Source organism: Nostoc sp. (assembly GCF_036917455.1).
Taxonomy (GTDB): domain Bacteria; phylum Cyanobacteriota; class Cyanobacteriia; order Cyanobacteriales; family Nostocaceae; genus Nostoc.
On sequence record NZ_JBALDK010000051.1, the window covers coordinates 1 to 19,995 of the forward strand.

17 protein-coding genes are annotated in these 19,995 nt (G+C 40.3%); 7 read left to right on the top strand and 10 right to left on the bottom strand.

The window, feature by feature from the left end; genetic code table 11:
* Window positions 1–184: 184 nt before the first annotated feature.
* From V7K42_RS05500 to V7K42_RS05510, 3 genes are all read right to left on the bottom strand, one after another.
* Window positions 185–415 carry a hypothetical protein gene (locus V7K42_RS05500; RefSeq protein ID WP_334914262.1) on the bottom strand — a complete coding sequence of 77 codons (231 nt, stop codon included), beginning with the start codon at window positions 413–415 and terminating at the stop codon, window positions 185–187.
* A 463-nt stretch (window positions 416–878) separates the two neighbouring features.
* Window positions 879–1,367 carry a DUF2243 domain-containing protein gene (locus V7K42_RS05505; protein WP_334914379.1) on the bottom strand — a complete coding sequence of 163 codons (489 nt, stop codon included), beginning with the start codon at window positions 1,365–1,367 and terminating at the stop codon, window positions 879–881.
* 96 nt (window positions 1,368–1,463) lie between these two features.
* Window positions 1,464–1,856, bottom strand: a complete 393-nt coding sequence (locus V7K42_RS05510) for a pentapeptide repeat-containing protein (protein ID WP_334914264.1) — start codon at window positions 1,854–1,856, stop codon at window positions 1,464–1,466.
* Between the two features lie 607 nt (window positions 1,857–2,463).
* Between V7K42_RS05510 and V7K42_RS28890 the strand changes: the two genes are divergently transcribed.
* Both V7K42_RS28890 and V7K42_RS05520 read left to right on the top strand, forming a co-directional pair.
* A complete protein-coding gene (locus V7K42_RS28890) occupies window positions 2,464–2,532 on the top strand; it encodes a hypothetical protein (RefSeq protein WP_442938527.1) in 69 nt (22 codons plus the stop codon).
* A gap of 367 nt (window positions 2,533–2,899) precedes the next feature.
* On the top strand, window positions 2,900–4,045 hold the full coding sequence (locus V7K42_RS05520) for a histidine decarboxylase (RefSeq protein WP_334914266.1): 1,146 nt from the start codon (window positions 2,900–2,902) through the stop codon (window positions 4,043–4,045).
* A 66-nt stretch (window positions 4,046–4,111) separates the two neighbouring features.
* Here the strand turns inward: V7K42_RS05520 and V7K42_RS05525 are convergent, their stop codons facing one another.
* Together V7K42_RS05525 and V7K42_RS05530 are read right to left on the bottom strand one after the other, a co-directional pair.
* Complete coding sequence (locus V7K42_RS05525) at window positions 4,112–7,495, bottom strand: EAL domain-containing protein (protein WP_334914268.1); 3,384 nt, start codon at window positions 7,493–7,495, stop codon at window positions 4,112–4,114.
* A 233-nt stretch (window positions 7,496–7,728) separates the two neighbouring features.
* On the bottom strand, window positions 7,729–8,613 hold the full coding sequence (locus tag V7K42_RS05530; RefSeq protein ID WP_094342635.1) for a ParA family protein: 885 nt from the start codon (window positions 8,611–8,613) through the stop codon (window positions 7,729–7,731).
* A 280-nt stretch (window positions 8,614–8,893) separates the two neighbouring features.
* Between V7K42_RS05530 and V7K42_RS05535 the strand changes: the two genes are divergently transcribed.
* A complete protein-coding gene (locus V7K42_RS05535; protein WP_334914270.1) occupies window positions 8,894–10,069 on the top strand; it encodes a homospermidine biosynthesis protein in 1,176 nt (391 codons plus the stop codon).
* Window positions 10,070–10,283: 214 nt separating this feature from the next.
* Here V7K42_RS05535 and V7K42_RS05540 read toward each other — a convergent pair whose 3' ends face one another.
* Window positions 10,284–10,658 carry an adenylate/guanylate cyclase domain-containing protein gene (locus V7K42_RS05540; RefSeq protein WP_442938524.1) on the bottom strand — a complete coding sequence of 125 codons (375 nt, stop codon included), beginning with the start codon at window positions 10,656–10,658 and terminating at the stop codon, window positions 10,284–10,286.
* 21 nt (window positions 10,659–10,679) lie between these two features.
* Between V7K42_RS05540 and V7K42_RS05545 the strand changes: the two genes are divergently transcribed.
* Window positions 10,680–11,312, top strand: a complete 633-nt coding sequence (locus V7K42_RS05545) for a tetratricopeptide repeat protein (protein ID WP_334914383.1) — start codon at window positions 10,680–10,682, stop codon at window positions 11,310–11,312.
* Window positions 11,313–11,744: 432 nt separating this feature from the next.
* Here the strand turns inward: V7K42_RS05545 and V7K42_RS05550 are convergent, their stop codons facing one another.
* Complete coding sequence (locus V7K42_RS05550; RefSeq protein ID WP_334914385.1) at window positions 11,745–12,200, bottom strand: hypothetical protein; 456 nt, start codon at window positions 12,198–12,200, stop codon at window positions 11,745–11,747.
* 127 nt (window positions 12,201–12,327) lie between these two features.
* Here V7K42_RS05550 and V7K42_RS05555 point away from each other — a divergent pair, with 127 nt between their 5' ends.
* Both V7K42_RS05555 and V7K42_RS05560 read left to right on the top strand, forming a co-directional pair.
* Window positions 12,328–12,687: a VOC family protein gene (locus V7K42_RS05555; protein ID WP_334914272.1), complete on the top strand. Its 360-nt coding sequence runs from the start codon at window positions 12,328–12,330 to the stop codon at window positions 12,685–12,687.
* 382 nt (window positions 12,688–13,069) lie between these two features.
* Window positions 13,070–14,386 carry a recombinase family protein gene (locus tag V7K42_RS05560; RefSeq protein ID WP_334914274.1) on the top strand — a complete coding sequence of 439 codons (1,317 nt, stop codon included), beginning with the start codon at window positions 13,070–13,072 and terminating at the stop codon, window positions 14,384–14,386.
* Between the two features lie 165 nt (window positions 14,387–14,551).
* On the opposite strand, the gene V7K42_RS05565 is transcribed toward V7K42_RS05560, so the two are convergent.
* A complete protein-coding gene (locus tag V7K42_RS05565; protein ID WP_334914276.1) occupies window positions 14,552–15,727 on the bottom strand; it encodes a hypothetical protein in 1,176 nt (391 codons plus the stop codon).
* Window positions 15,728–16,406: 679 nt separating this feature from the next.
* Here V7K42_RS05565 and V7K42_RS05570 point away from each other — a divergent pair.
* The gene (locus V7K42_RS05570; protein ID WP_334914278.1) at window positions 16,407–18,026 is read left to right on the top strand and encodes an ArnT family glycosyltransferase; all 1,620 of its coding nucleotides are present in this window, start codon (window positions 16,407–16,409) and stop codon (window positions 18,024–18,026) included.
* 532 nt (window positions 18,027–18,558) lie between these two features.
* Here V7K42_RS05570 and V7K42_RS05575 read toward each other — a convergent pair.
* Together V7K42_RS05575 and V7K42_RS05580 are read right to left on the bottom strand one after the other, a co-directional pair.
* Window positions 18,559–19,581 (bottom strand): zinc-dependent alcohol dehydrogenase, encoded by a 1,023-nt coding sequence (locus V7K42_RS05575; protein WP_334914280.1) that lies wholly within the window; start codon window positions 19,579–19,581, stop codon window positions 18,559–18,561.
* Window positions 19,582–19,809: 228 nt separating this feature from the next.
* Window positions 19,810–19,995, bottom strand: a complete 186-nt coding sequence (locus V7K42_RS05580; protein WP_334914282.1) for a hypothetical protein — start codon at window positions 19,993–19,995, stop codon at window positions 19,810–19,812.

Here is a 19,995-nt window from a genome sequence, read left to right on the forward strand (position 1 = left end):
TAAAAGCCTCCTCAAATTCCAAATGAGAAGGCTTTTATTTTTTCATTCTTTCTTTTGACTTTCACACTTTCTTCTATTTATAGCGGTTCTCACTTTCTGGGTATTATGAATAAAACGATACTCGGAGAGTGACAGAATAAGGATATCTTTGTAGTTATCGAATATCCTTATCCCCGCTTTTTATTCATCCTTGAGAAATTTCCTCATAAGCTTGCTGACACTGCTCATAATTGTCTGCTAAAATCTCAGCATTACCAAAACATAATTGCTCACGAGTGGTAATTAAAGTTTCATACGGCTGTATGGGATCGCGGACGATCGCATTAATTGCAAATATTCTCCATCTGTACCTCTGAGTTTGTGGGGTGCGATTTCTTTTCGATGTAACTGCTGCAACATAGCGAAATAAACACAACGGCAAGCTTCACGGTAGTTTCTCTGACGGTAAAATTTTTGCGCTCGCTCCAACAAAATGTCTATGGATGACTCACTAAAGTGAGTTTTTACGCGAAAATCAGTGATATTGCCACTTTTATTCAGCCAAGAATATAGGTAATGACTAAATTCTCGCCACGATCGCCAACCTATCCAAACTATAAATAAGGCTATTACCAGCCAAAACAGGAATTTCAGCAACTTACCAAGCCTTAGGCTAATCGACCATCCAGTAGGTAATTCTGGTAAAGCCCGTTCAAAGCTGTAAAACTGGTAGATATTCCCACCATTCTTCTGCTTGTTGTTGCAATTGAGATAACTACCAACTTAAGCTAGTTTTTTCAAAAGTATCTGTACGGCATAGAGAGGGGTAGAGGAGTAGATAAGTGGGAGACAAGGGGCACAAGGGAGAATAACTTATGCCCTATGCCCAAAACTATTGACTAATGACTCTTGACTCTTGACTCTTTTTTTATCATTATCCAGCCGATAACAACAAGTAGCGCACCCAATGCAAGAAATCCTAGATCCCAAGCTAACTGATTTGGGCCTGGTTTCACATGATGGACACCAAGAATTTGGTGGTCAATTAAACCTTCAACCAAGTCGAACAACCCAATCCCAATCAATATTGATCCAATAAAAGTCTGTGATGACCAAGGAACATCATCACGCCCTCCGGCACGCCATAGCAACACAAGTCCTATCACGGTGAATACCCAATTCAAGGTATGAAATAACCCATCCCATACCATGTTCAAATCTATATTCGCCATGTTTGTCAAAGGTCGAATGTTACTAAGCATGTGATGCCACTGGAGGATCTGATGCAGTAAAATTCCATCAATAAACCCTCCAAGACCCACGCCAAGAAAAATTCCAGAGGTAATTAGTGGTGTGCGTCGATTGAGGGTTTCGTTTTTCGCCTCCATTGTCAACCTCATAGATAGGCTTTCTTTCAAAAATACAACTCTTTTGAAAGAAAAATCTCTATCTTGAGGCAAGTACGATTGTTCAACTTAAATTAATCAATCTTCAAATTTAATCTGCATACCTACTTTTATTGGGTCGAAATCTTGGGGAAAATGGGTACTGCGATCGTAGTCTGCTTTTTCCAGCTTTGCTCCTTTGAGATCGGCTTGGCGGAGATTCGCTGACATCAATAATGCTCCCCTAAGATCGGCATCCCTTAGGTTAGCTTGACCCAGATCGGCGAAACTCAGGTCACTTCCTCTAAGATTAGCGCCGCTTAGGTTAGCTCCACTAAAGTCTGCATAACTGAAATCAGAACCTTTCAAGTTCATGGCTTGCAAATCGGCATCACCTAATTCCGCTTTACTAAAGTCCCGTTTTCCTGCTGCATAACTCTCCACAAGAGTAGCGGCAGTATTTATGGGTTGTTGAGAATTCACTTCAGGCATATAACAGCCTCACAGGTTATTACTTCCATACTAAGCTCGACTTTATCCATTTAAGCTGCATAAACAGCCAGAACCCTCAAACGTAATCTGGTATTTTCTCCTTTTATCCCTTTCCTAAGAAACAGTATTTGCTTGGGGCTGAGGAGAGGGTTATATCAAGTTCGGATGAATACTTATAATAAGAGTAGAACAGTTGCTGTACATCTATCTAAGTCTTATGCCGAAACGAATTGCGATCGTTAACCACATTAGTACAGAGGATCTGCTGGTTCGCTATCGTCAGGCGACAGAAGCAACAGAACGCAGCCATTACCAAATAATATAGTTATTAGCCACAGGAAAAACTGTGAATGAAGTGGCGCAAATAACAGGATATGGCGATTTTTTAAAAAATTAATTCGTAATTAAAATATTGGTTTTGTGCAATTGAGAGTGTAGAAAACAATTAGTTGAGTGGAATTATTAGATTCTACTGATGCACTACAAAAATTAAAATATACAGCACAAATAGAAGAATGGGTAATTGGTGTAGTGAATGGTGACGGCAAAATAATGCGTTGGCAAAGCCTACACGAAGTGTATTCGCTGTTGGAACAACTCTACTCGTATGCGAGAATCAGCAGAACATCCCTTAATTTGCGATCATTGCATTGCAGCCTTAGCTGGAGAGTTCTAGTAAATATACGCTAATTCGACGAACTTATCCCTATTTTTAACTAAATTTCAAGTCTTTCCCTCTCCAAATCGGAGAGGGCTTGTTTTACGTAGTAAAACGAGGGAGAAGTTTTTTGAGTCAGCGTATGAAATAGATATTTTGCGTAATACACATTATAGTCCTTTTGTCCAGTACGTAAATCCTAAGGATAATATAATTTGGAACAAAAAAATCGAGTATTTTTACTGAAGATGGCTACGTGTTTTAACTGTATCTTCTTTAAATAAAGGGGAACTGTTAAATGATTAAGAAAATATGAAAGTATGGATTAATACGTATAATTTAGACTAAAACATCCATAAACTCAAAATTCAAGAGAGAAAAAGATATGTCAGATAAAGTTGCTAAAGAATTGGCAGATTTTTTGCTGCAAATAAAACAGCGATCGCAGTTTCATGCAGGCTACCCATATAATTTAAGTTGTGATTACAGTGCGATCGGCAAATTTTTCAATCATCTGTTAAATAATGCTGGAGATCCATATATTGAACCAGATTTTGGTCTTCATTCTCGGAAGTTTGAGCAAGAAGTATTATCTTTTTTTGCTCACCTTTATAAAATTCCAGAAAGTCAGTTTTGGGGTTATATTACTGCTGGGGGGACTGAAGGTAATTTATATGGAATGTTCTTAGCAAGAGAAATCTACCCGAATGGGATTCTTTACTCATCACAAGACTCTCACTACTCAATTCCCAAAGCCGCGAAATTATTCCGCATTCAACATAATGTTGTTAATTCGCAAACTAATGGAGAAATCAATTATGACCATTTTGAACAACTCCTTAGCGAAAATCGTAGTTATCCAGCTATCATAAATTTAAATATTGGGACTACTGTCAAAGGTGCAATTGATAACTTAGACAAAGTTCTAGAAATTTTAGATCGCAATCAGATTAAAAATTACTATATTCATTGTGATGCTGCGCTTTCAGGATTAATATTACCATTTTTAGATGGCGCTCCGCAAGTTAATTTTCAAAAGCCTATAGATAGTGTAGCTATTTCTGCTAAATTCATTGGTTCTCCCTTACCTTGTGGTGTAGTTTTAACAAAGAAGAAATGGGTAGAAAAAGTTGAAACAGAAATTGAATATATTGGTTCAAAAGATACAACAATTCTGGGTTCTAGAAACGGTCATACTCCCCTAATTCTCTGGTATGCAGTACAAACCAGAGGTTATGATGGATTAGCAAGAGAAGCAAATACTTGTATTGATAATGCCCAATACTTTTTCCAACAACTTCAAATCAGAGAATATCCATGTATGTTAAATAATTTTTCCAACACCGTAGTGTTTCAAAAGCCTTGCCAAAAGTTAATTAAAAAGTGGCAGTTAGCCGTGTTTGAAAATTGGGCACATATTATAGTCATGCAGAATATTAGTCGGGATAAAATCGATAATTTTATTAATGAACTTTTGCTAGAAGAAGGGTTAATTAATAATGTAGATAATTTTAACTTACAGACAGTTTAACACTGGTATAGACTATCAATTTTAATTAATTACCCAATTTTATAATGTGTTTTTTTAAATAAAATTTTATCTATTTAAAAAGTTCTTGCAATACAAATTATCAGCAAGTAATTTTTCTACTTCTGCACCTTCCATAGGTGGGAAGAAAAAATACCCTTGTCCATAATCACATTGTAATGCCTTCAGTTGTGCTAGCTGTTCTATAGTTTCTATCCCTTCTGCTGTTACAGACATATTTAGATTATGAGCTAATGTCACAATTGCTCTCACAATTTCTAAGTTTTCTCCTTGACTACCGATGTTAGTCACAAAAGAGCGGTCAATCTTAAGGGTTTTGATTGGTAGGCGGTGTAGATAACTCAAGGATGAATAACCAGTTCCAAAATCATCCATGTGCATCTCGACATTTAGCTCTGTTAACTGGGAAAGCACAGTAGTAGCTAATTCAAAATTATCCATCAACAGGGTTTCAGTAATCTCCAATTTCAAACAGCATGGCTCCAGTCCAGTTTCCTGTAAAATATGTTTAACTTGTTTAAACACATCAGCTTGCGTAATTTGTTTCCCAGAAAAATTTACGCTAATTGTCAAGGGTAGTGAGCTAGGAAATTGTTTATGCCATCTATGCATTTGCTGACAGGCTTCAAAAAGTACCCATTCCCCGATACTAACAATCATTCCAGTTTCTTCGGCCAGGGGAATAAAATCTTGAGGCGAAATAAAACCTCGTTCTGGATGATACCAACGTATCAGCGCCTCAAATCCAATAATTTTACCAGTTGTTAGTGAAATAATTGGCTGGTAATCAAGCCGAAATTCTTCTTGCTTGAGCAACGCATTTCGCAGAGCAGTTTCTAACTCTAATAGTAAAGATGCACTCTCATGCATTTTTTGGTCAAAGACCTCATAGCGTGCCTTACCAAGTGATTTTGCACGATACATTGCTACATCAGCATCGCGTAGAATCTGCGCTGATTGTTCATAATCTGGTTTACTTAAAGCGATGCCAATACTAGCATTAGTAAACACGAGATGCTCATTTAATTGAAATGGCAAAGCTAGTATGTTTTTAATTCGCTCGGCTACCTGTGTAGCGATATTGATATCCTCAATTTCTTCAATTAAGATTGTGAACTCATCGCCGCCAAAACGAGCAACTATGTCTCTACCTCGTAGAACTGACTTTAAGCGATGAGAAATTGCAATCAAAAGTTGATTTCCCATTAGATGTCCCAAACTATCATTGACAACTTTAAAGCGGTCTAAGTCTAAAAATAGTACGGCAAATAAATAATTACTTTGCTGTTGAGTACGTTCTATTGCTCGCTGCACTCGCTCCATAAATAATCTTTGGTTAGGTAATCCAGTTAGCTCATCATGATGACTATTGTGCAGTAATTGCTCTTGTGCTTGTTGCCGCTTAATAATATCTTGTTGAAGTTGTTGATTTACTTTAATAAGTTCAATAGTGCGTTCTAGAACAAGTTGTTCAAGTTGATAACGATATTGAATTAATTCTTCTTCTACTAATTTTCGCTTAGTGATATCACGAACAATAACAACATAGTCTCTTACTTGGGAATTAAAGGGCTGTGAAATAGTTGATTCAACAATTCGTAGACATTGATTTACTCTTAAGGTTTGCTCGCTCCTAATAGACCACTGTTTTGGTTTGCCCCGATAGTATCTTAATAGTTTATTCAACTTTTTTCCAAGTAACTGCTCAACACTTGTTTGAAATAATTCTTCAGCAGCAGCATTTGTCTGACAAATAGTACCATTTTCATCTAAGACTAAAACAGTATCTGGAACGGTATCGAGAGTAGTAATAAATAGGTTTCTTGCTTGTTTACGTGCCTCGTCAATAGCAACAATTTGTGGCAGAGTTGTCCAGCAAGCGATCGCTACCCCAATAAAAGAAAGCGTCACTAACAAAATAGCTAGTAAAGAGTTTTGAGGATTAGTAGAAACTCTGTCTAATAAATCGCGGATAACCCAACTACTTGTAGTAGTAATACAAATTAATGATACTAAGACAATTACCTGTAGTACTACAAAATCTGAGTTGTTTTTACTAGACCTAATGTAGTAACGCTGTGTCCACCATTCCGGATGTAATGGCGCAAATCTTAAGCGACTTAACGCTACATCTCCTATCATCAGAACAATGGGTAATAGTAATCCCACTGAAAAATCTCTCCAATTCCAAGCCAAACCTCCCACTATTAGAACTACTGTTTCTAGAAAGAAAAAACTAAGTGACCACCAAGGCCATAAGACTTGTGGTTCGCCTCGACACAGCCATAATCCCAGATGTAGTCCCATAATGGACATGAGATAAGAAGTGCCTGCGACTGTGACAAGTTGAGATACATTTCCTAAATTGAGACAAAGCAAACTGATTATAAAGGTAACTAAAATAGCAGGCGCAAGGACACCTTGATGAGAAACCAATGCAAATATGGGAGAAAGCTGTCTATCTAAGGCAAGTTGATATAGTATTCGAGGAGAGTTAGAAACTGCCGTAGCAGAACTTAGAAGGCAAGATACAGTAATCAAAAGTGTTACTAGAAAGGGTGCATATTCACCCCAAAAAGGTTTAGAAGCCGCGACTATATTTAAGAATGTATCGTCACCTATTGTTGGATTGGGAGTCGAACACATTAATACCCAAGAGCCACCTAAAAATACTGGAGGAATTAGCCAAGCAGCTACGGTCAAAAACTTTAAAGTTTTATACGGATGGTGGCTATCAGCAACAAAAGAAGAAGTGGTTTCACAAGCATAAATTGAATAGCTAGCTAGAAAAAACCACTTTGCCCATTCTTCAAAGCTCAGGGTATGTGTGCTAGTTGGGATAAGTTTAAAACTAGCAGTTGAGAAGCCTAACCATAGGACACCTTGAATAGAAAACAAAAGCAGTAATAAAATCGCTGGGAATACAAAAAATAAATGCAGGAGTGCTAAAGCACGGCTACCACTGAATGCCACAATAAAAGGAATTGCTGTAAATACAACTTTTAATAAAGTTTCTGGACAAGAAAGACCTAATGTTTCAAAATTGACTTTAATTAGGTCTGTGAGAATAATCGCATATAGTGCTGGTGCTGCTGCCCAGCTAAAAAAGTATCCTAATGCTACGTAACGACCTAAGCCAGGAAAATTTTTTAATAGCCTTGTAGTATAGTTTGGTGTCCCTCCAGCGACATCTGGCCAGCGTCTACCTAGACTTTGTACTTGCAAGTTCAATAAAAAGGAAACGATCGTGCCAACAAACCAAACTAAGATTGCTTTAGACCCTAACGCTGCATGAATAATGGGAGCAGTACCAATCCATCCCACATGACCCGTTAAGCCAAAGCCCCAGGTTTCGAGATAACTCAGAGTCCGTGGTAGGCGGATTACCAAATTCTGATTTTTCTCTGCCTGTATAAAATTGTTAGTAAGCATTGTTTATTAGCGAGATTTACTGACCTTTTCACTCAATAGCCGAATCTCGCTGTATATAGCTTCCGTATAACTGCTGAACTTATAAGAAAAGATAACTTACTTGTAGCAATACTATCTGATTTATGACAATTCGCACTGTCTAGATCCCCGACTTTTTTAAGGAGTCGGGGATCTAACTTTTTACGAATCATTTAGACTGCTATATTACCCTGATTAGTATACTGGCTAGGTCTTTATAGCTTTTGCAACAACTCCTGAGTTAACTGAAAAAACGCTTTTGAACCAGCTGATTGAGGAGCATTTAAAACAGCTGGCATAAAACTATCAACAGCCTTAGCAACATTGACATCAACAGGTATTTGTACTTTACAAATTTTCTCTACTCCAAAATCTTCCACAACGCGGTGCATCACTTGTTTATAGTATCTACCAGTGAGCAGGTTAGCGCTGGACATGCTGAATACAATTCCCAGCATTTTTATATCTATTTTGGTTTCATGTCCATGACTGTCTTTCAATTGGGCAATGCGTCTTTCTAGCAGTTGAATCCCCACTACAGACAAAGGTTCTGGTTTTGCAGGAAGGATGTAGAAATCGCTAGCAGCTAAAGCGCTACGAGTCAATAAATTATATCCAGGGGCACAATCGAGAAGGATAAAATCATATTCTTGACGGACTGGTTTTAAAATGTTATTAATCAAAACTCTTTCAAAGCGATTCCAAATCGTTTCAAAGTCCTGTTCACCTAATGCAGTTGCTTGTTGATGTAGCATTTCGGAAACAACGAATTCATCATACAAATCGATGTCTCCGGGTAATAAATCCAGTCCGGGAAGATTACAAACCTGGGATTGAATGATATCTTGAATTGTTAGTTTTGCTTGTGGATCTGGATTGATTACTTCATCGATCAGATACCTAAATGTCTTGCTTTGTTTACGACGCTTGGCAAAATCTAAAGGCGACATCAAACTGAGTGTGGCGCTAATTTGGCTATCTAAATCAAGGACAAGCACCCGCTTGCCATAATTTTTAGCTAAACAGGTAGCTAAGTTTACGGTAAGGGTGGTTTTACCAACGCCACCTTTCATATTTGCAGTAGCAATTACATATCCCATTGGTTGAGTCCTCTGTTGACGCGTTCACCTCTAGGTAGCGTACACCTCTCTCGATTTATTAAATCTTCCATTAAATTTAATATTTTCGGAAACTCAAAAAATCGGTGGGTGGCTATCCCTTCAAGGGGTGTCCGGGATAGTCGCCGATTTGGTCATTGGTTATTGGTACTAATTGTTGTCTTACTGTTTTTTAATGAAATGGGCCTGTTAAATTGCTGTCACTTTAGTTGAAAGCTAGATAACATTAGATTCGGCGTGTTTACTGTTCGAGAGTGCCAAAATGTCTAAGCAACTGGGTCAAAAAATTGCACCTACACCTATATCAAATGATATCAATGTAGTGGATTTGATCGATCAATACTTCACCGCTTACAACTCAGCGCGGTTGCGGGAAATCTGCCAACTTCTGAGTCGTGATGTGCTAACGGAAGGTGTCACGGTGGGAGTTAGCCTTTCCGGTGCGATGACACCAGCAGGATTTGGGGTTTCAGCGCTTGCACCCTTAATTCGCAATGGCTTTATTGACTGGATGATTAGCACTGGTGCAAATCTTTACCACGATATGCACTACGGTTTGGGTTTTGAACTCTTTGCTGGTAATCCGTTTTTGGATGATGTGAAACTGCGCCAGGAAGGGACGATTCGCATTTATGACATTATCTTTGGTTACGATGTGCTACTAGAAACTGATGCGTTCATCCGCAAGATTCTGCAAGGGGAAGCCTTTCAGAAGCGGATGGGAACTGCTGAGTTTCACTATTTGCTGGGTAAGTATGTTCGGGAAGTAGAAAAGCAACTGGGTGTGCAGCATTCCTGCTTACTGGCTACTGCTTATGAGTATGGTGTGCCTATATATACGTCTTCTCCTGGAGATAGCTCTATTGGAATGAACGTGGCGGCTTTGGCTTTGGAAGGTTCGCAGTTGGTGTTAGATCCATCAATTGACGTAAATGAAACGGCTGCGATCGCATATAATGCCCGTGAGTCAGGAGGTAAAAGTGCAGCTGTAATTCTCGGTGGCGGTAGTCCTAAGAACTTTTTACTCCAAACTCAACCGCAACTTCACGAAGTATTAGGACTAGAAGAACGAGGACACGATTACTTTATCCAGTTTACCGATGCACGTCCAGATACAGGCGGTTTGTCTGGAGCAACCCCATCGGAAGCTGTCAGTTGGGGTAAGATTGACCCAGAAGAGTTACCTAACACAATTGTTTGTTATACAGATAGCACGATCGCTCTACCACTGGTAACAGCATACGTCTTGAATAAGTGCCAGCCTCGTCCCTTAAAGCGGGTGTACGACAAGCGAGAAGCCATTTTGGATAAACTGCAAAAAGACTATCTAGCAGCCAAAAACCAACCATCAGATCGGATTCCCGCAGCAGTGGCTGAAAGTGCTTCACAGCAGACAGCGACTTATCCCTGCGGTCGGCTGATTCCGAATGCTAATTAGGGAGTAGGGAGCACAGGGAGCAGGAGCAGGGGAGGCAGGGGAGGCAGGGGGAGCAGAGGAGAAATAAGCTGTCGCGCCTACAAGTTGCCTCATAATCTTTTAGGTAAAACCTGTAAACCCTCTCCTCTGCCCCTTTGCTCCTCTGCTCCCTTGCTGTCTCAATGTGCAAATTAAAAACACAACAGCTTAACTAATGCCTCATGCCCCATGCCCCTCATCCCTTTTGTCCAATCAAAAAATAAGTTGTCATTTTTCCTTTGGCTTTAACTTCGATTTCGCCTCGCTTTTCAAATAAAAATTCATTACGCAAAGACTTATAAGTATTTTCTGTAACCTGAATTTTACCAACAATACCTTGGGATTCCATGCAGCTAGCGATGTTTATCGTGTCTCCCCAAAGATCGTAAGTAAATTTGTTGAGGTCAATTACTCCCGCCACCACAGAACCGCTATGAATGCCGATACAGAGGTTGAGGTTTTGGTTGTTCTCAGTATTTAATAGAGCGATCGCAGTTTGCATCTGGAGTGCCATTTTAGCGATCGCTTGAGCATGATTTAAGCGGCGTGTAGGTAAGCCACCAACTACCATATAAACATCTCTTATGCCAGCATCTACCACCAGTTGGGATATGTTGCCCAAAATTTGCGAGAATTTGAGGAAGCGCGGCGCTATTACCAACAAGCTTTAGCGCTCAAAATTGAATTTGGCGATCGCAATTCTTCAGCTAGCACACACCACCAGTTGGGATATGTTGCCCAAGATTTGCAGGAATTTGAGGAAGCGCGGCGCTATTACAAACAAGCTTTGGCGCTCAAAATTGAATTTGGCGATCGCAATTACCAAGCTGTGATTTACCACCATTTGGGAACAGTTGCCCAAGATTTGCAGGAATTTGAGGAGTCGCGGCGCAATTACCAACAAGCTTTGGCAATTTACATCGAATTTGGCGATCGCAATTACCAAGCTGTGATTTACCACCATTTGGGAACAGTTGCCCAAGAATTGCAGGAATTTGAGGAGTCGCGGCGCAATTACCAACAAGCTTTAGCAATTTACATCGAATTTGGCGATCGCTATTCTCAAGCAATCACTTACCACGCTTTAGGAATGCTTGCAGAAGCAGAAGAAAACTACCCAGAAGCGAGGGTTAATTTGCAGACAGCGTTGGAGATATATATTGAATATAAGGAAGAATATTGGGGGACGATCGCACGGAAGGTGTTAAAGAGATTATCAGAGTGATGGAGTGATTAGGCAGGCGTAACAAGTCGATGCAATGGCATTGTTACCCAATACAATGGCATTGTCACCCAATACAATTGCATTGTTAGTCGATACAATGGCATTGTCACCCAATACAATGACATTGTTACCCGATAGAATGGCATTGTTACCCAATACAATCAAATTGTAATAGGTTGCATTAAGATAACACGGCGATGCAAATACTCAACCGCAAGACGGTACTCATTGGCAAGTAGCGCGATCGCATCAATACAATAGCGCTTCTGTGTTGAGTCCAATATAGACCTAACCCCCAACCCCTTCCCTACTAGCGTTGGGGAGTAAGATTCAAAGCCTCTCTTCTAAAAATAGAGAGGAATGGAAGTGAGATTAGACTATACCTTATACAAAAAGCATCCAGAAAAATGCAATGATTTGCAAAATAGCACATCAGTTTCCTGGCGCTAAAGTTCCAGAAGTGCCAACGGGTGGTTCGGTATATTCGCAAAAAATATTCAAGCCAATTTTAAGGATATATAAAACAATAACAGTTGCGATCGCTGGATCAATTGGTAAGCCGTGTGCCGTCCCTACACCAACAAGGGAGATAATCAACCCTGTCAGCAAGGGCGAACTCCCTGGATTCTTGGTGTAATCTTTAAGTTGACCGCGAAAACCATCATCACCACAGAGTTCTTCACGCAAAACCTTTAGTGTTACTTGCCAAAGTGATTTACCTTGCTGCATCAACGGCTGCCCATTTTTCTCAATCCACAAATCCTCAAAAGCGGTTTCAACTTTGCCATTGTGTTTTTCCAAGTGATTCAATGCGTGTTGTGCAGGATTGTAATCTTGTAAAATCTCCCGTGCAACATTCATTTCTTTAAGACTTAATTGAGCATTCATCATTTTTTAGTTTGTCATTTGTCATTAGTTATTCTCCCCCATCTCCATTATCCCCTTCATCTCCCCTACTCCCCGTAAGTGTCAAACTACGTCAAAATTTAAGTAAACGCGATCGCACTTACCGACAATGCAGATTACCCAAAGTCTCCATACAGCAATTCTCGTAACTGACTTAGAACGCTCTGAACACTTTTATGGCAAAGTATTGGGATTATCTAAAATAGATCGTTCCCTAAAATACGCTGGTGCATGGTATCAAGTCGGCAACTATCAAATTCACCTGATAGTTGCACCTACTGTCCCCACCGAAAACCCTAACGAAAAATGGGGACGCAATCCCCACGTCGCTTTCTCAGTCGCTAACTTGGACGCTGCCAAACAAGAGTTGCTCAATCACAATTATCTCATTCAACCCAGCGCTTCCGGCCGTCCTGCTCTATTCACTCAAGATCCTGATGGAAATATTATCGAGTTGAGTCAGCAGTGAGAGGATTAGAGGATGTCTGAAAAGTTTTTTTGTATACACCTAACAGTTGGAGATCCCCCTAAATCCCCCTTCAAAAGGGGGACTTTAAGACTCTTATTCCCCCCTTTTTTAAGGGGGTTAGGGGGGGATCAACAAATATTTGATACTTTTCAGACATCCTTTTAGCTCGACTTTATCCATTTTTACAAAACCCAAAACCTAGCTCTGAAACCCTTGTATAAAGCTAGTTTTAGTTTTTGTACTTGAGCGATAATCTGTGATATAGAAAAAGTATTTGCCAAAAAACCAGGGTTTTTGCCGGATAAAGAAAGCGAGTTCTTAATTTTGGATAAAGTCGAGTTTAGGGACAAGGAGAATAAACATACCCAATGACAAATGACAAATGAAAATAATTGCCTACTCTTATACCAATCCGCTATTAGAATCTGTTCCCGATCAAGCCGATTGGGGATGGGAGGTGGATCAGGTTTATGAAGATTTTGGCAAGCGAGAGTCCTACGGACACGCTACGCGAACGCAATTACAACAATTATTTACCGATTGCAAAACTGAACCAGCAGATTATCTTTTGATTCGACGGCTGGAAGAATTAGGGGATACTGTAGAGGAAATTAGCGATCGCTTGCATCAACTCGAAGCTATGGGAGTAGCGATAATTGCCACAGAACAACCCTACACTTCCGAAAATTACCCTCTCGGCGCTGACTTGCTAAATTTGCTCAATGCAATTCAACGTCAACAACGCAGTCGTCGCATCCGTCAAGGACACGCCCGTAGTCGTCTTGAGGTTGCACCGCCACCCGGCAAAGTTCCCTACGGTTATCGCAGAGGTAAGGGAAAATATACTATCGATCGCAGTACTTCACCAGTAGTCAAAGATTTTTTTGAACACTTTTTACTCTATGGTTCCTTGCGAGGTTCAGTTCGCTACTTGGCAAAAAAATACGGCAAAAAAATCTCTGTAACCACAGGAAGACGCTGGCTGACTAATGCAGTTTATCGCGGTAATACAGCTTACCAAAATGGTGAAATTATCTCCAATACTCATATTCCGATAATTTCTCAAGAAGAAGCAGCCCAAGTTGACCGACTTTTACGCCGCAACAGCCGTTTACCATCCCGAACTGCTAGTGCTAGGCGTTCTTTAGCTGGGTTGGTTGTCTGTGCTGAGTGTCAGTCACATCTCACAGTTACTCGTGTCACCCAACGCAACCAAGATAAGGAGTATCTTTATTTACGTTCTACTAGCTGTCCTCAACGTCCCAAGTGTAAGGCTATTCCCTACCAAGAGGTGTTGGAACATACAATTGAAACCGTTTGTCGTGACTTACCCTTAGCTGTCGCAGGGATGAATTTTCCGCAATTGGATGCAGTCAAGAATAGTTTAGGACAAGCGATCGCTCGTCAGCAAGAAATACTTGCTCAGTTACCTGCTTTAATTGCAACTGGAATTTTAGATATTGAAACAGCAAAGCTAAGGGCTTACAAACTCCGCACAGAAATTTCTACACTCGAAGCAAAGTTGGCGACGCTTCCCCCAGTTAACTTGCGTTCTGTTGCTCAAGCTGTTTCCATACCACAATTTTGGTTAGATTTGTCGGAAACAGAGCGACGATTTTACTTTCGAGAATTTATCAGGCAAATTGAAATTACTCTTCAAAATAAAGAATTAAAATTACAAGTTATTTTTATTTTTTAAGTTAAAGGGGCCGTTAGAAACCGCGTCTACACGAAGCTTTACCCACCTCTGTTGGTTTCAAAACCTTGATTTTGTTTTAGTTTGCGGAGGCGGACGAGAGTTTGTGTAGCCGCGTTCGCGTCAGCGTGCCGGAGGCTCTATTCCATTCGCCCAAGCTTAATTTGACTATTTCTGAGACGGTTGATCCTTAGTATACGCAGGAGGTTTTGGCCCTGCATTCCGCACATTGATAATTTTATTGAGGATATCAAACCAAAAAGGCGCACCCATAGCAATAGCTAAACCACTCAGTATCCAACCGCAAATTAATTTAAAACCCTGCCAAATTCTGATGTAAACCCTATTCGGATCTTTATTATCTAATGGCTCAAACTGTTGATTGATATTTTGCCATCCAATAGGTACAGAAGCATTTCCTAAAACTTTTTCAATTTTGCTTGTGGCATCTGGATCTTTGATAAAATTGGTTTGTTGACTTGCACTTTGAGTAATGGCAGAGCGGATAACCGAATCCTGCGACAGTCTTTTTAGCAGGTGAAACGTATCAGTATTAGTTAATATCGCAACTGATATTCCAATTAAAATTGCAGTTCCTTTGGCATTGCGCTTATAAACACCACTAGCTCGATCCATAGAGCGATCAAACCATGTTTCGACTTCATTTTTAAACTGATTCGCTTCTTCTGTGAGGTCGTTAATCTTTATCCTGCTACGTTTAGCAATCACACCAAGACTCGTAATTAAATTATTAGGTACGTAATCAGGTAAATCATTATTAACAAAATCTATAAAGCTTTGGTCAAAATCTCCATAAACTTGTTTAATCTTTTTGTAACTTTCACTATCAGGATCGTTAATTCCTGTTTTAAGTTCTTTGTAAGATGCTAATATCATGTACAAGTTAGTTTGAGATTCCTCACTAGGATGTTTCACATAATTAATTAACTGAGGAATTTTTAAGGCATCTAATAAGCTAATTGCAAATGTTTCCGAAGGAAGATAGGAAGGGCCACTTTGTTTTTCTCCTAGTGCTTTGCTTTTGCCAATATTTTTCCTACCTTCCCGTAACTGTTTTTCTACTTTATTTTTGGCTTCTTGATTTAATGTATTAATCAAAGGATCGCTATAAAGTTGCTGTACCAAGTTTTTTGCTCTGATAATATCTGAATCTTCACTTTCGCTACCACCTGCTAAAAGTAATTCAATTGAGTTTTTTAAATGTTTAGCTCTCCATTGTAATAATGTGGCAATTAACTCCTGAATTTCAGAAGCTAGCAAGCTCAAAATCAAGTAAATAAAAACTAAGCCAAGAGTAATATCCACAACGACAGGTAAATTCATTGACAGGCTCCAATAATTTTTTAGCTGTTATTTTTGTAAAAAATCCTTTGACAAAATTGTATAACACAGATATTTTAATGCCATAATCGCTTAATTAAATTTAAAATGCCAAAACTTCCTAAATTGGAATAGTTTTAGTTAACGATCGTCTATACAATAGTCATGAATTGTTCTTGAGAGGCTAAAATCTTCTATTGGCACCAATTTATCTATAAAAATGCGCCAAACTAGATAACGAACAAATCACCAAGGACATAAAGAAAGAACAAGCCAAGAAAGAAAATTTAAAAATCAAAGCAGATTCTGATAATTTGTTCAGCACATAATTTACAACCTGTAGCAATTAATTCCTGTTTTGCTAAATATAGCTAGTTTCCAGCTAAGTAGATAAGAATTAAACTAAGCGTTACATTAAAAATAAATTACAAGTTAATTTACGGACTAATAACCAGGTAATAAATAATTTTTTGATTGTATTCTTTTTATCATTTCTCTGATTATATGTTCTTTCACTAACTAAGATAAATTTTTCAAAAAACAGCGCTAATTAGATAAAGTTGAGTTAATCTTGGAAACTAGCAATTGTTAAGAATATACGTTGCTACTGGGTGGCAGCATTGGAGATTCGCTAGATGTCTCTATGTAATCAAACCAGCAAGTAAAATGATTAACATAGAATATGCAAGAAGGAAGCTTTATTTGGAGTCATCTAGAAAAACAGCATCGCACGGTTGGCAAATGGATTGATTGGGTATGGCTAATAGTATTGCTGTTGGCAGCACTGTTACTGTTTAGCATCAATCTGGGAGGATTGCCGTTGCGAGATTGGGATGAAGGGACTGTGGCACAGGTTGCTCGTGAAATTTGGCACGCTCCAGCAGGTTCAATGCGTTGGCTTTACCCAACGCTAGGAGGTGAACCATATCATAACAAGCCGCCTTTGATGCATTTGCTCATTGCCTGGGCTTATTCTCTAGGAGGCGAAAATGAATTTACAACACGTCTACCTGGAGCAATTTTAACAGCGACATCTGTCCCTTTACTGTATTGCATTGCTAGAGAGATATTTCGCCAACGTTGGGCTGCTATTTATAGCGCCTTGATTTATCTAACAATGCTACCTGTGGTACGTCATGGGCGGCTGGCAATGTTGGATGGGGCGATGGTAAGTTTTTTGATGGTGATGATGTTGTGCGTGCTGCGATCGCGCCGAGATTTACGTTATTGTCTTGGTGTTGGTGTGAGTTTTGGGTTGATTTGCCTAACTCAAGGATTGCTAGGCATATTACTAGGGGCGATCGCGATCGTATTTCTCTTTTGGGATACGCCACGACTGCTCACTTGTTACTATCTGTGGTTAGCAATCTTCATTGGCATTCTGCCTGTAGCTGGTTGGTATAGCGCCCAACTAATTCACTATGGTTACACTTTCGCCCAAGTTGGGCTTGTAAACCCATCACTAGGTCGAATTGGCTCATTTGTAGAGGGTAATCCTGAACCACCTTGGTACTATGTTGTTGAACTTCTCAAATACACATGGCCCTGGTTATTATTCTTACCACAAACTGTCCGCTTAACCTGGGAAAATCGCAACCTTAGTTGGGCAAAACTAGTAATGGCGTGGAGTGGTGTTTATCTCTTGGTAATTTCTTTCATGATTGCCAAAGTTCCCTGGTATTTATTCCCGATTTACCCTAGTTTAGCTTTAGCTTTTGGTATCCAATTAGCAGATACAGAAAATTCGCCTTTACTCTCATCCTATCCCCGCGCTTGGGTTGCTGGTTTAGCAATACTTGCAGTAGTCGCTTCTGCTGGGAGCATTTATTTCAGTTGGGGTACAACATCACAAACAGACTTACAACTGATTTTTGCAGCAGTCGCTTTAACTATGACCTTAGCCGCTATTTTGGCAGAACGAGGCGACGGGCAATTTCTGAAGATTTTATTTTGGGGAAGTTATCTTTCGCTGCTGCTGTTAATGAAATCTAACTACTGGGTTTGGGAATTATCTGAAGCCTATCCAGTTAAACCAGTCGCCGCTATGATTGCGCGGGCAAATCCAGCTACGAGGAAGATTTACACGTCTTTTCCCTACCATCGTCCCTCGTTGGATTATTATAGCGATCGCACCATCATTCCCGCTTCTGTTGGCGAATTAGAATATTATTGGCACTACAACGGACAACCTTACTTCCTGCTTCATGCATCTGCTTTAAACAATCTCCAGCTAGACTCAATGAAGCTAATTGATCAAGCTGAAGGCTGGAAGTTAGTTACAAAAGAAATTAATCGTCTTTAAGTTTTGGGCATTGATCGTTGGTCTATCCCGAATGGCACTAAGTTAAGCTGAAGAGTATGCAGCGTAAGGATTGCAGAGTGGCAAGGGTGCAGAGGGGAATTTTTAAATATCCGAACGCAATACCTAAAACTTCTTCTTTCTCCCCTGCTCCTCTGCTCCTCTGCACCCCTGCTGTCTCAATGTGCAAATTAAAAACACAACACCCGGATTTCTCACCACATGTCGATTAAGCCTGCGCTTGAGCAGGGGAGCAGGGGAGCAGGGGAGCAGAGGAGAGTTCAAATACCAAGTTCTTTCCCTCTGCCCCTCCTTCGCCTCAAGCTTGTGAGAAATGCGAGTATTAGTTTTTTCTTCCCCTGCCTCCCCTGCCTCCCCTGCCTCCCCTGCCTCCCCTGCCCATCCTTCCCCTCAAGCTTGTGAGAAATGCGGGAACAGCTTATTTCCCTTCTGCCCTCTTCACCCTGATGTGGATTCGAGTCTAATGGGTATTGTTTGGCTAGACTTAGAGCATCTACTACAATTCTGCAAAAAATTAAGGAATCATCGCTACCTTAATTACCTGTCGCGCCTTCATCTCACAAAACACCTGTTCTAAATCTTTTAATGGCCGCTGTTCACTAATAAGTAACTCAAAGGAAATTTTGCGACTAGCGATCAATGCCAACGCCTCCCGCACATACTCAGGTGTATTATGAAACACGCCTTTAATGGTCAGTTCGCTGTAGTGTAGCTGTTCTGTATTGACGGTAATGCTGGTATCCCGTGGACATCCACCGAATAAGTTAACTGTTGCACCAGGACGGGCGCAGGCGATCGCAGTTTCCCAAACACTTGGTACACCAGTGGCTTCAATAACTACATCTGCGCCCCATCCTTGGGTAAGTTCTTTCACCACACTGGGAATATCCGAGATTTGATGATAATTAAAGGTCTGGGTTGCACCCAATTTCTGACCAATTTCTAGCCGATGGTGATTACCTCCCCACAGCAACACCTCGGCTTTCTCGCTCAACGCCGCCACAAACATCAGCCCAATCGCCCCATCTCCTAAGACGACTACTTTATCTTTGGGCTTAATATTAGAACGGGCTACACCATGCAATACACAAGCTAAAGGTTCCGTCATGGCTGCCAATTCCCACGGCAACTCATCGGGTATCTGCAATAAATTGTGCTGTACTATCGGTGCAGGAATTTTCAAGTATTCCGCAAAAGTCCCGTTATTCCAGGTCAGATTTGGACATAATGAATACTCTTGCCGTTGACAAAAAAAGCATTTCATGCATGGGGCGGAATTATTAGCGACGATGCGATCGCCCACTTGCCAATTTGTAACCCCTGCACCCAAGGCAACAATTCGCCCAGCAGCTTCGTGACCGAACAGCGTCGGTGGTTTCAACATTTTGGCATGACCACCACGCCGCCAAACTTTCAAATCTGTACCGCAAGTTGTTGCTGTCTCGACTTGCATCACAACTTCGCCAGCCGCAGGAGTGGGGTCAGCAACTTTTTCTAAGCGTAAATCTTCTTGCCCATAAAGTAACGCTGCTAACAAAATTTAAAACCTATCAATTAGCTCCATCCGATTTTACCAGTTTGAGCTAATTGATAGGTATCAACAAATCAGTCTTGATTTTTAGTCAAATTTTATTAATCTTGGTAACTTGGTAGAAATAAACCAAATTATATTACGAAACGTAAACAGGCTTAAAGCCCTTACTAATGACCAATGACCAAGGACAAATGACAGCCCTTGCAAACTTACTTAAACAAATTGCAAAAACTAGGTATTTACCACTGGCTGGGGAAGCACTACAGTGTTCCGGGTTTCCACATTAGGCAAGCGAGTAGCAGTTAACAGTGGCACTTCTTGTCGGCACGACAGGCAAAACCAATATAGTTCACCATGACGGGCATGACGCAGGAGGGAACCACCGCAGCATGGGCAGGTGTTGGCTCTCGGACTCAT